Genomic DNA, 11,537 nt, shown 5'->3' on the forward strand with positions numbered 1-11,537 from the left:
CCCGCGCCGGCTTGCATAGCAGCCCCCAAGGTTATTGGGTCTGCTTCGCAGCCCAGCGCGGGGCAAGCCCGCTCACCACAAAAGCCTGATGATCACAAAAGCCTGATCACCACAAAAAGCCCGGTCACCGCGAAAAGAGAGGTCACCACAGGCGCTCAGTTCATCAAGGCGCTCGCCACAGGGAGGATGTTCAGCCTTCGAGCGCCTTCAAGGCTAGAGGATGGGTTTCCCCCCGGTAACCGCATAGCGTGAACCGGAGATGTAGCTGGCTTCATCCGAGGCGAGCAGCACATAAATCGGCGCCACTTCCACCGGCTGGCCAGGTCGGCCCAGTGGTGTTTCGCTGCCGAAACTCTTGACGTCTTCATCGGTCATGGTCGCCACGATCAGCGGCGTCCAGATCGGTCCGGGGGCCACACTGTTGACGCGAATGCCCTTGCTGCCCAGCAACTGCGCCAAACCGCCGGTGAAGTTGGCAATCGCGCCCTTGGTGGCGGCGTAGGCCAGCAGGGTCGGTTTGGGCATGTCAGAGTTGACCGAACTGGTGTTGATGATCGAACTCCCAGCCTTCATATGGGGCAGGGCGGCCTTGCAGATGCGAAACATCGCCGTGATGTTGATATCGAAGGTCTTCACCCATTCCTCGTCCTCGATCTCTTCGAGGGTTTCGTGGGTCATCTGGAACGCAGCGTTATTGACCAGCACATCGATGCGACCGAACTGTTCGACGGTGCTGTCGACCAGTGCCTGGCACTGGGCTTTCTGCGCAAGGTCGCCGGGCAGTAACAGGCATTGGCGACCGGCTTCTTCCACCCAACGTGCGGTTTCCTTGGCGTCTTCGTGCTCGTCCAGGTAGGCGATGGCAACGTCTGCACCTTCACGGGCAAACGCAATGGCAACCGCGCGACCGATGCCGCTGTCGGCCCCCGTGATCAGCGCGATTTTGTTGGCCAGCCGACCAGAGCCTTTATAGCTTTGCTCGCCACAATCGGGATACGGGTCCATTTTTCTCTGGGAGCCTGGGACCGATTGGGCTTGAGGGGCGAAAGGCGGGCGTGGGTAGTCAGTCATCTCAATCTCCATAGGTTCCTAAGGGTGCTATGGAGTTAGTAATTCCTTGGCCGGCGATAGTTGTGCTGGATCCTGCCCAGGGCCGACGAGTGGTTAACGCCGAGCCCTGTTGTTACCCCTCAGGAGGAGGGCGGGGCACTCGCCAAGTGGGCGGGCAAACGGCGCAATGTCCAGATCACCGTGAGCATCGCCGCAACGGCACACATCGCAATACCGATGATCATTGGCGCCGGGGTGTGGTCGGCAAAGACTCCAACAAGGGTCATGGACACTGCCCCTGTGATCATCTGAATCGCGCCAAGCAAAGCGGATGCAGAACCCGCCACCGCGCCATGGTCCTCCAGGGCCAACACCCCCGAGGCAGGCAACAGCAAGCCAAGGAAGCCGAAGCCGATAAACAGCAACGTCATCATCAGGACCAGGCTATCAACCCACAGCGAGGTGACCGCCAGCAGGAGCATCACTGCAGCCACCGCCGTAACTGACCAAAGTATCAACGGCACCAGACCGAAGCGTGCGCTCAGTCGCGCCGTCAGCTGGCTCATAGCGAAAAATGACGCCGCATTCAGGGCAAAACACAGGCTGAATTGCGTGGGTGTCAGGCCGAAATACTCGATGTACACAAAGGGCGCGCTACCAATAAAAACAAAGAACGTTGCCAACCCAAAGCCGCAGACCACCGACAATCCGATAAACACAGGATCGCGCAGCAGAGCCCCATAACTGCTGAATGCAGTGCCCAGGGTTTTACCCATACGACGCTCGGGCGGGTGGGTTTCGGGCAATTGCACGGCCGTCATCACCAGGCACAACACGGCCACCACCGCCAGCACGGCGAACACTTCGCGCCAACTCCAGAGCGCAATCACCACACTGCCAGCCAGCGGGGCAAGAATTGGCGAGACACTCATCACCAGCATCAGCAATGACATCAGCCGCGCGGCTTCATGGCCGGTGTACAGATCGCGAACGATAGCCCGAGGGATCACCATGCCGGCGCACGCACCAAATGCTTGCAGGGCACGAAAGCCAATCAGCACTTCAATGGTCGGCGCCAGGGCGCAGCCGATACTGCCGATGGCAAAAATCAGCAGCCCGGCATAAATCGGCGGTTTGCGTCCGAATACATCGCTGATGGGGCCGTAGAACAGCTGGCATACCCCCACGATCACAAAGAACACGGTCAGGCTCATCTGTACGGCGGCCGGCGAGGCGTGCAGGCTCGCGCCAAGGGTTGGCAGCGCAGGCAGATAAATGTCGATGGCGAACGGGCCAACGGCCGTGATCAACCCCAGGAGCAGGGCCAAGTGGGCAATACTTCGAGACATGGGCATTTCCGGGCGGAGCAAAGGATGGCCAGCTTAAGGGATCCTCGCAGATCCGCAAACTTAGGCTTCACTAACCAGTGACTGCTGCCGATAACGTTAATAGAGGTTGGGTTCCCAACCCGCGGCCAAGGTATGGGGATACCCGCATGACGATCAAACTACGCTTGATGCTGTTGATAGCGACCGGGTTGCTTACCGCCCTGGTCATGAGCCTGGCCAGTTACCTGGGCAACACGCGGATGGGCGAGGCTGTGCAGGCCAACGAGGTCGCCATGACGGTACTGCGCAACCACATGGAAGCCGACATGATGCACGACGCCCTGCGCGCCGACGTGTTGTCGGCCATGTTGGTGGGCCTGGGGAAAAGCGCCAGTACCAAGGCCGAGGTGACGAGTTCGATCAAGGAACATTCAGAGCACTTCCGGGAGGTGCTGGGGGACAACCTCAAGTTGCCCCTGGATGACAGCCTTAAAGCCAGTCTGGAAAAAATCAAACCCAGCCTCGATACCTATATAAGCGCCGGCGAACGTATCGTCGCGCTGGCGTTGGAAAATCCCGAAGCCGCTCGCGCAGAACTGGAGAGTTTCAACACTGCGTTCAGCCGTCTGGAAGACCAAATGGCGGCGCTGAGTGAGCTGATCGAAACCAATACCCAGCAGACCGGCGCAAGCACTCAGCACGCAATCAGTAATGCGAACTTCACCCTGGGCACGGTGTTGATTGCCAGCGTATTGCTGCTGTTGGCTCAGGGCCGCTGGGTCATCCTGAGCATCATGGGGCCGCTGCAGACCGCCAGCCGCATTGCGGCGAGTATCGCCAGGGGCAACTTGAGCGAGCCGATTGTCGAACCTAAGCGCAATGATGAAGCAGGCGCGCTGATTCTCAGCCTTGCCACCATGCAGCGCGACTTGCGCGGCATGATCGAAGTGGTGCGCAGCAACGCTCATGGCGTCAATGGCATGAGCGAGCAACTGAGCCACGGCTGCCATGAAGTCGCCGGCAGCAGCCAGCAGCAAAGCGCGGCCGCCAGCACCATGGCCGCTGCTGCGAGTGAAATGACGGCGAGCATCGAAGAAATCACCCGGCACGCCGGCCGCGCCCTGGACATGGCCAATCAGGCTGAAGCCTTGGCCAAGGACGGCGGTCGCGTCATTCACCAAGTGGTCAAGGACATGGACGGTATTGCCCGTTCAGCCCAGCAATCGGCTCAGGTGATCCGTACGCTGGACAAGGAGTCCGAGGCGATTTTCAGCATTATCCAAGTCATCAAAGGCATCGCCGACCAGACCAACTTATTGGCCCTCAACGCCGCGATTGAGGCTGCCCGCGCGGGAGAACAAGGCAGGGGATTTGCGGTGGTCGCCGATGAAGTGCGCAGCCTGGCGGGTCGCACCAGCGCTTCGACCCAGGAAATTGCCAGCATGGTCGGACGCATCCAGCAAAATACTCGGGAGGCGGTGACCAGCATGGAGGAGGGCGTCACTCAAGTGGATAAAGGCATGGCGGTGACCGCAGAAGTAGAACGGGCAATCCGCGAGATTCTGCAGGCCACGTTGAACACTACGGAGTTGGTGAACGACATTTCGCGCACCATCGGGGAACAAAGCCTGGCCAGCAATGAAATCTCCCATCAGGTGGAGATGATCGCTGGCATGTCGGAAAACAACAGCCGCGTGATCGGGCAAACTGCCTCAACTACGGATGAACTGGCCGATCTAGCAGGCAAACTGTCGCAATCTGTGGACCGTTTTCAGCTCTAACAGGGGTAGCGTAGGAATGACTCATATATAACTCAACTAAATAGATATTTAGTTGAGTTATATCATTATCGAATAATTGGGGCAGGGCCGGGCTAGGGGGATTTCTTAATACCGTCACCGAAAACAATGCTCTTATGGACGAAATACCCGACGATTCCCCAGTGCTTGTCGTCGTCGCGCATGATCACTTTCTCTTGAACAGAGGTCGTGGAAAACATCCAGGCAAACTCGATCACCGCATAATTTCCGGCAGGCGCGTCAGGTAGCTGATCGATAAAACCAATCGCAATAGGTTCTCGCTTCTGGAATGAACCCAGCCCCAGTCGCAGGCCTTTGAGGCTACTGGCCCACATCAACTTAGAGGTTTTGGCTTGCAGCACGGGACTGACTGCGGGCCAAGTCATTTCGGCTGTGCCCGCATCAAGTAACCCCAAAAATCCCACAGCTGTATCGAAAACACGCTGTTGCTGTTGCGGCGTTCCAGGATCGGTTGCAGTGACAGTGACGTTAGGCGTGTTGTTGTTGAAGCTGACGTCGCAGCCACCGAGCATCGTGAGTATGAACACCATGACTGCAAGCGACTTCATGCAAAACCTCCAAGGCACTGACATCCGTTGGAACGAGTAAAGATGACGCTTAAGGGGGTTGCCATCAGCTAGGCGGAAAATGCTGGGGTGGTGTGTGAATTCTGCAGGCCTACGGCTGGCATCCAGAAACATATGGTTACGCATAATGTATATTATGTTAAACAGGATATTACGTAGAGATGCTCATCGGCCATATATCCCTCAACGTCTACTGTCCCTTTCCCAATTGTTGAATGGCGTCCATCAGGCATCAGTCAATTTCCAAAAAATGCCGATGCGATCGCCAAGCTGCAGGCTGTCACCGCTTCCAGCCGTCCATTTGTCAGCGTCTGGTACTGCCAACGATATTTTGCCTGGTTGGCACGTAGCTAGAATCCTGAGCAAAGCTTCTGGGGCTTGCTACGTCGAAACCACACACCTCGGGCGCCTTCTAAACTCACCAGAGTATTCGGCGTTCTGAACTGGGCACACGCACAAGGAACCAGAAAGTCAGGGCTGTCGGCCAACAGTTGATCAAAGCGCCGTAAGTGCTCGGTTCCTTTTAATTCTGCAACTGACGCTTGGGCTCTTATATCAATGGGGCAACGGCCATGCGATTACGAAGAATCCCGGACATGCGCAACAAGGTAGCCTGGCCGATGGACGCTGCCGCCAATGGCGTGAAGGAAAACCGATCGAAGCACCCTTCCCATCCCTTGCCCCAGCTTTCGTTGAGGGATGCACATTGCCGGAAGTCAACAGCAAATGCCGGACGTATATATTCCTTACAGCGAGTGCCTCTCAAAACTGTAGGCCCAAAAGACCCGCTTGGGCGAGGCAATCTCGACTGCGGCCGGCGTTGGGGATTTTTAAATCACTTCACCCTTCGACTTGGTAATAGAACCCCACCCAGCGATAGGGGTCTGCTCTTGTATCAGATCTCAGGAATACATCGAATGTCGGCGCAACATAGCCTGGTAATACTCGCTCGGGGAGGCTACGCCGCTCGGGGATTGCTTTATTTGATCATCGGTATCTTCGCACTGCTGGCAGCACAAGATTCGACGAAACCGAAGGACAGCCACAAAAGCCTGGAAGCACTGCTAAGCCAACCCTTTGGCTATTTTCTAGTTGGCCTTGTGGTGGCTGGCCTCCTCGCATTTGCGGCGTGGCGCATCCTGCAAGCTACACGCGATGTCGATCATCATGGCAAGAAATTCAAAGGGTTGGTGATTCGAGCTGGTCTGTTCGCGGGAGGTATGTTCAACGGCGCTCTAGCGTTTTTTGCGTTGGGCCTACTCATTAGCGGTATTAAAAGCTCGGGCGATTCTGGAGGGCAAACCAAAGACTGGTTAGCGCATCTCTTATCCTGGGATCACTCGAATGTGTTGGTATACCTGATCGCACTCGTTCCGCTTGGGGTTGGTATTGCTCACATCATCAAGGGATGGAAAGCGTCATTCGAGAGATATTTTGAGGCCGATGAAGACGTCATGCGATACGTCCGACCGGTATCACGATTCGGACTAATCGCCCGTGGAGTCGTGTTTTTAGAAATTGCGTTGTTACTGGCCATCAGTGGTTCCACTTATCAAGCCATGGATCCACCTGGTATGAAGGAATCGCTGGATGCACTCCAAAATCTACCTGCTGGTTGGTTGATTTTGATGGTGATGGCCTTGGGGCTAATTGCCTTCTCGGTTTACAGCTTCTCTGAAGCCTATTGGCGCAAGATCAACATGGATGTGCCGGGAGTACCGAGCAAGGATTGATGAGAAACGGAAGTCTCACGGCCATGGGGAGCCTTACTTGCACCAGGGCCACGATCTTGGCGGGTTATCCACGAAATCTATTGATCGCACCAGCCGGTAGTAATATCCGTGAAAAAGAGTGAGCTTCCCGTAAAAACCTGCGTGATCTGTGGTCTTCCCTTCACTTGGAGGAAGAAATGGGCGCGCTGCTGGGACGAAGTCCGTTATTGCTCGGAGCGTTGCCGGCGCAGCAAACGTTGACCAAAAAAGGACCGTCACAGGCCCTCTTGTACTCAAGCTACATGAAACAATTTACGCCTGCCCCCTCCTCCCTTCTGCGCAACGACACTTAGCTGTGGCCCTCCCTCTGGAAGCTTGATGTCGAAGGGGCGGACGATCCCTTCACAACACTGGGCGTGCCCATCACGCAGCTACAACACAGTGCCCATTGTCAGCCCGTTTCTTTCAGCCTATCTTGTATAAACCTATACAAGGTCAATTACGATGTACAAGAAAATGAAGTGGCCGTTGACGCTGTATTTTGACGGTGAATGCCCTCTGTGTGCGCGAGAAATCAAGTTCCTGCGAGGACGCGCCGTAACGGACCGACTGCTTTTTGTGGACATCAGCAGCGGTGCATTCGATGCCAAGGCACTTGGGTTGACGTTCGCGCACATGCAGTCCTCACTGCACGCTCGTTTCGCTGATGGCCGCTGGGTTACCGGCCTGGATGCGACTCTGTGGAGTTGGCGAGCGGCTGGCTTAGGTTTTTGGGCCACGCCACTGACGTGGCGTGCATTGCGCCCGCTGTTTGAATTCGGTTATCGCCTTTTCTGCCGTTTACGCCCCCATTTGGCGTGGTTGCCTCATCCAGAGGGTGGCCGCCGCTGTGTCGATCAGCAGTGCGCGGTGCCGGCGTCAAAACCCGCATCAGACAAGCAGGCCATTTTGAAAAAAAAGCAGACCTAGAACGCTTTGCGTTGTCATGGTCCCGACGAAGAAGGTGGGGCATGGCTGATCTGATCTGTCGAACCCCGTGCCATCTGCGTCAGATCGTGCGCAGCAGATACGTTCCTACCGCCATGGATTGCCGACACTTAAACCGCAGCATGGCTGCGAGGAATCAAGATGAGCCCATCATTAGCCGAACACTACCGTGAAATTCTCGTCGGCGTAGGCGAGAACCCTGAGCGTGAAGGACTGCTGGACACCCCCAAGCGCGCAGCCAAAGCAATGCAGTACCTGTGCAATGGCTACACAATGAGCCTGGAAGAAGTGATCAATGGCGCATTGTTCGAATCGCAAAACGATGAAATGGTCATCGTGCGCGACATCGAACTGTATTCATTGTGTGAGCATCACATGCTGCCCTTCATCGGCAAGGCTCATGTGGCATACATCCCTACTGGAAGGGTATTGGGCCTGTCGAAGGTAGCCCGAGTGGTCGATATGTTCGCCCGCCGCTTACAGATCCAGGAAAACCTCACAAAACAAATTGCTGACGCCATTCAGCACATCACCGATGCGGCCGGCGTGGCAGTGGTCATTGAGGCTAAGCACATGTGCATGATGATGCGAGGCGTGGAGAAGCAAAACTCGGTGATGACATCTTCGGTGATGCTGGGAGCCTTTCGCGAGTCGTCCGCGTCGCGTCAGGAGTTTCTGCAGCTGATTGGACGAATGGGTTAACACCAACAAAGCGAACCAGACCGCGGGAGCGCCTAGATGAACAGTCCCTTCAAGATGAACTCGCTTGGTGAGGGCTATCGTGCCCTCGTGATAGGTGCCAGTGGAGCGATCGGCTCGGCTTTTTGTGAGTTGCTCAATCAGGATCCAAGTTGCGCGTATGTGCGTGAGCTGGGGCGTAACAGTGTTCCATGCCTCGATCTGGAAGAGGCCGACAGTATTGCCAGCGCGGCCTCCGAATTAGCTCAAGAAGCCCCCTACCAATTAATTTTGCATGCTGCCGGTTTGCTCCATCGCGACGAAATTAAACCTGAAAAGAGCTACTCCGCTATTGAAGCGGATACGCTCCAGGCGATATTCCAGGTCAACACCATCGGGCCTGCGCTGGTTTTGCGTCACTTTTTGCCCTTGCTTGACCCACGAGGCGCGATGGCGATGCTCTCTGCCAAGGTGGGTAGCATCGGTGATAACCGTTTGGGCGGCTGGTACGCCTATCGCGCTTCCAAGGCGGCACTGAACATGATGATTAAAACGGCCGCCATCGAGCTGGCACGAACCCGGCCTCAGACGCGCTTGTTAAGTCTTCATCCCGGCACGGTTATTTCAGGCCTGTCACACCCCTTTCGAGGTGCCTCTGAAGCCAGGCCGGCAAACATTGCTGCGCATGAGCTGTTATCTCTGATTGACCGCTTAGGGCCTGCTGACAGCGGTAATTTCTTTGCCTATAACGGAGAACGCCTTCCTTGGTAGACAGGAAGTGAACCTTGAATCTCCAGGGGCCGACCGACAGGGCCGCGCACATGGACGTATGCGAATCAGAGCAGCTGCTGCAATTTCGCGTTCCTTTAATGGCAAATGACTGCCCTCCTCTTTAGCTCCAATTTCCGGCTTTGAACTGAACCGTGCTTCCTGCACGTGGTTGTCGGCCTGTGGGTAACGACCATGGCACGTCAGGCATCAGATGGCCGCAGACTTGCACTGTCTAGTTGGCCAAACGCACTCAGCCTGGGATCCTGGCTTGTCAGCTCGCCGCGAGATTGTTAGTGTCGATCCATGACTCACTATTGCCTCACCTCGACTACCACCACCACGACCGCTGTATGCGGAGCGTGCGAGGTGTCGTGAGCCAATAGCCTACGAACTTCAAAGGCCCGCCAGCGATGGACAGGGCCTTTTTTTATGCCCTTGTGTCGCTGGTTCAAACGCAAGGAGATGCACCCATGTACGCCCTATTGATACTCGATATCCAAGTCGGGCTTGTTCACGGCCCGGAAAAACCATGGCGCTGCGAAGCGTTATTGGAAACAGTGAATAGCCTGATGGACAACGCCCGCAGCGCTGGTGCTCCGATTTTTCTCGCGCGCCACGTCGGGCCCGCTGGATCGCCCATCGGCCCCGACAGTCCGTTGACGATGCTTGCGCAGGAACTCAACCTGGTGGGTACAGAGGTGGTATTCGAAAAGCGGCGGCCCAACGCCTTTGAAATGACCGAGCTGGCAGACAATTTGCGGTCTCGCGGAGTTACTGGTGTGGTCATCACCGGCATGAAAACTCAATACTGCGTCGACAGCACCTGCCGTGCTGCTCGTGATCTTGGCTTCGATGCGGTACTCGTTGCCGAAGGTCATACCTGTTCAGACACGCCAGTGATGAGCGCTAAGGACATCGTTGCTCATCACAATGCAACCCTAGATGGGCCGTTCTGCCGGCTGGTTCGGGCCGAAGAGTGGCGCTTCTAGCAGAGCCTCAATAACGGGAATGTGCGTGACTTGGGAGAATGATTTCTTCTTGTCACGCTCTGCTACATTCATCGGAGGCCACAATCAGGGATAGAAACAAGTGACCATTCGCCTAAACGTTCGCCTTCTTTTATTCGTGCGATTCGCGAGCATCGCAATCGCGCTCACTGCAGCGACTGATGCCCACTCTGAGCAATACACAGTGGGCGGCAGATCGATTGAGCTGCCTTCGCCTCAAGGCTACTGCAAGATTGGCGAAACGCCCGGAGAGCAAAAGTTCGTTGAACTGACAGCCAAGGCCACTGGGCCGTCGAGCCGCACTTTGGCGTTGTTTTTGAGGTGCGAAGAGGTGGCAGAGTGGAGAAAAAACGCACCGTCCGAGTTAGTGAGCTCATCCGACTGGGTGGTGTTGGGCGTCATCCTGGACCGTGATGGTCAACTGCGGCCCATGGAGGGCGTGAGCCGTAAGGAGTTTGTCCGCACACTTGGAAGTGCAATGTCTAAAGATCCAACCCTCTTCTCGCGCACGAATGCTGACGCCCAGATTCGACTCAATAGCTTAGTAACCGGAGCGGACTTCAGGATGATGGGCACCCAGGTTCTAAAGGCGGACGACGAAGCCATCTATTTCATTCTGGGAAGTGAAATACTCGCCGACAATGGTGAGCACCGCCGCGTAATCGCTGTATCAGCGATCACCCTACTTAAGGGCGTGCGCATCGTTTATGGCAACTATCGTCAAGTGAACCCATCACAGAATGGCAACGCGCTCTTTGGCAAGACGAACGCGCTGGTTCATGCCGCTGTGCAAGCCAATCCCTGAAACGGACCTCAGCGCCCACGACGGAAATTAAAGACTGACTCAACCCTTTATTGAGTAGTGCGGCAACCTTTAAGTCGATAAGCGCTCAAGCCCCAGAACACTAACGTTTCGGTAGCATCCGCGTCAGGGTGTTGTCCCGCACCCAGTAGTGATGAAACAGCCCTGCAGCCGCATGCAAACCGATCAGCCAATAGCCGCTGCTACCGAGCAGCTCATGCCAATGTTTGAACTGCCTGGCCAAGTCTGGATCGGGCTGGACCAGCGCGGGTAAAAAGAACCCGAAGTAAGGCATCGGTTTACCTGCTGCAGACAACATTAACCAGGCAAGCACGGGCGTAGCGATCATCAGGCCATACAGGGCCAGATGCATCAGGTGCGATATCCCAGTCTGCCACGCTGGTAAGTTTGGCGTTATCGGTGGACGAGGAGTCAGGCGACCCAGCAGGCGTATCCAGACCAGAGCAAAAATGCTCAATCCGAAGACTCCATGCAACCCAAGGAACATCGCTTTCCACGGATTACCCCGTGGCAAAAGCCCTTTGATTTCGATACAGGCATACACGCCGACAAACAGTCCCAGCATCAACCAGTGCAAGGTGATCGACAGTTTTCCGTAACGATGGTCAGTTGAGTCTGGGGTCATGATGCGCCTCTTGAATAATTAACGCGGGCAAGTCATTCGCCCGGCCACGATCCGACGTGTCACCTAATCGAATGCCAGCACAGTGCCCATCAAGCCTTAAGGTAATCTGAAGGTGCGTTTGCATCGGCTTTTGCCACATTCAGACTTCGTTAAGAAATGCCCTCGATACT

At 55.8% G+C, this 11,537-nt stretch carries 12 protein-coding genes and 1 pseudogene; 9 read left to right on the top strand and 4 right to left on the bottom strand.

The window, feature by feature from the left end; translation table 11 throughout:
* Positions 1-213: 213 nt before the first annotated feature.
* On the bottom strand, positions 214-1,071 hold the full coding sequence (locus tag CKW32_RS09865) for an SDR family oxidoreductase (protein WP_032885742.1): 858 nt from the start codon (positions 1,069-1,071) through the stop codon (positions 214-216).
* A gap of 119 nt (positions 1,072-1,190) precedes the next feature.
* Positions 1,191-2,399 carry a multidrug effflux MFS transporter gene (locus CKW32_RS09870; RefSeq protein ID WP_095184761.1) on the bottom strand — a complete coding sequence of 403 codons (1,209 nt, stop codon included), beginning with the start codon at positions 2,397-2,399 and terminating at the stop codon, positions 1,191-1,193.
* Positions 2,400-2,545: 146 nt separating this feature from the next.
* Between CKW32_RS09870 and CKW32_RS28815 the strand changes: the two are divergent.
* Together CKW32_RS28815 and CKW32_RS28820 are read left to right on the top strand one after the other, a co-directional pair.
* Positions 2,546-3,301 (top strand): annotated as a pseudogene (locus tag CKW32_RS28815) (MCP four helix bundle domain-containing protein); the annotation flags it as partial.
* Positions 3,302-3,433: 132 nt separating this feature from the next.
* Positions 3,434-4,159: a methyl-accepting chemotaxis protein gene (locus CKW32_RS28820; protein WP_371853998.1), complete on the top strand. Its 726-nt coding sequence runs from the start codon at positions 3,434-3,436 to the stop codon at positions 4,157-4,159.
* Positions 4,160-4,251: 92 nt separating this feature from the next.
* On the opposite strand, the gene CKW32_RS09880 is transcribed toward CKW32_RS28820, so the two are convergent.
* On the bottom strand, positions 4,252-4,746 hold the full coding sequence (locus CKW32_RS09880; RefSeq protein WP_095184763.1) for a DUF4019 domain-containing protein: 495 nt from the start codon (positions 4,744-4,746) through the stop codon (positions 4,252-4,254).
* 935 nt (positions 4,747-5,681) lie between these two features.
* On the opposite strand from CKW32_RS09880, the gene CKW32_RS09890 reads away from it, so the two are divergent.
* The 7 genes from CKW32_RS09890 to CKW32_RS09920 all read left to right on the top strand — a co-directional run bounded on the left by CKW32_RS09890 (position 5,682) and on the right by CKW32_RS09920 (position 10,724).
* A complete protein-coding gene (locus CKW32_RS09890; protein ID WP_095184764.1) occupies positions 5,682-6,497 on the top strand; it encodes a DUF1206 domain-containing protein in 816 nt (271 codons plus the stop codon).
* A 108-nt stretch (positions 6,498-6,605) separates the two neighbouring features.
* Entirely contained in the window at positions 6,606-6,737 is a 132-nt protein-coding gene (locus CKW32_RS09895) for a DUF2256 domain-containing protein (protein WP_081797726.1), read from the top strand.
* A 243-nt stretch (positions 6,738-6,980) separates the two neighbouring features.
* Positions 6,981-7,445, top strand: coding sequence for a thiol-disulfide oxidoreductase DCC family protein (locus CKW32_RS09900; protein WP_095184765.1), 465 nt, complete (start codon positions 6,981-6,983; stop codon positions 7,443-7,445).
* 159 nt (positions 7,446-7,604) lie between these two features.
* Complete coding sequence (gene folE, locus CKW32_RS09905; protein ID WP_032887313.1) at positions 7,605-8,165, top strand: GTP cyclohydrolase I FolE; 561 nt, start codon at positions 7,605-7,607, stop codon at positions 8,163-8,165.
* A 36-nt stretch (positions 8,166-8,201) separates the two neighbouring features.
* Entirely contained in the window at positions 8,202-8,912 is a 711-nt protein-coding gene (locus CKW32_RS09910; protein WP_095184766.1) for an SDR family NAD(P)-dependent oxidoreductase, read from the top strand.
* 470 nt (positions 8,913-9,382) lie between these two features.
* Entirely contained in the window at positions 9,383-9,901 is a 519-nt protein-coding gene (locus CKW32_RS09915; protein ID WP_095184767.1) for a cysteine hydrolase family protein, read from the top strand.
* A gap of 100 nt (positions 9,902-10,001) precedes the next feature.
* On the top strand, positions 10,002-10,724 hold the full coding sequence (locus tag CKW32_RS09920; protein ID WP_095184768.1) for a hypothetical protein: 723 nt from the start codon (positions 10,002-10,004) through the stop codon (positions 10,722-10,724).
* 100 nt (positions 10,725-10,824) lie between these two features.
* Here CKW32_RS09920 and CKW32_RS09925 read toward each other — a convergent pair whose 3' ends face one another.
* Positions 10,825-11,367 carry a cytochrome b gene (locus CKW32_RS09925; protein WP_095184769.1) on the bottom strand — a complete coding sequence of 181 codons (543 nt, stop codon included), beginning with the start codon at positions 11,365-11,367 and terminating at the stop codon, positions 10,825-10,827.
* Between the last annotated feature and the right edge of the window lie 170 nt (positions 11,368-11,537).

Origin of the sequence: Pseudomonas sp. Irchel 3H9, from assembly GCF_900187495.1 — a bacterium.
Classification (GTDB): Bacteria; Pseudomonadota; Gammaproteobacteria; order Pseudomonadales; family Pseudomonadaceae; genus Aquipseudomonas; species Aquipseudomonas sivasensis.

Coding starts and splice junctions, on each gene's coding strand:
- CKW32_RS09865 (WP_032885742.1), bottom strand. CDS start 1,071: ATGACTGACTACCCACGCCCGCCTTTCGCCCCTCAAGCCCAATCGGTC.
- CKW32_RS09890 (WP_095184764.1), top strand. CDS start 5,682: ATGTCGGCGCAACATAGCCTGGTAATACTCGCTCGGGGAGGCTACGCC.
- CKW32_RS09870 (WP_095184761.1), bottom strand. CDS start 2,399: ATGTCTCGAAGTATTGCCCACTTGGCCCTGCTCCTGGGGTTGATCACG.
- CKW32_RS09900 (WP_095184765.1), top strand. CDS start 6,981: ATGTACAAGAAAATGAAGTGGCCGTTGACGCTGTATTTTGACGGTGAA.
- folE (WP_032887313.1), top strand. CDS start 7,605: ATGAGCCCATCATTAGCCGAACACTACCGTGAAATTCTCGTCGGCGTA.
- CKW32_RS09915 (WP_095184767.1), top strand. CDS start 9,383: ATGTACGCCCTATTGATACTCGATATCCAAGTCGGGCTTGTTCACGGC.
- CKW32_RS28820 (WP_371853998.1), top strand. CDS start 3,434: ATGGCCGCTGCTGCGAGTGAAATGACGGCGAGCATCGAAGAAATCACC.
- CKW32_RS09925 (WP_095184769.1), bottom strand. CDS start 11,367: ATGACCCCAGACTCAACTGACCATCGTTACGGAAAACTGTCGATCACC.
- CKW32_RS09910 (WP_095184766.1), top strand. CDS start 8,202: ATGAACAGTCCCTTCAAGATGAACTCGCTTGGTGAGGGCTATCGTGCC.
- CKW32_RS09880 (WP_095184763.1), bottom strand. CDS start 4,746: ATGAAGTCGCTTGCAGTCATGGTGTTCATACTCACGATGCTCGGTGGC.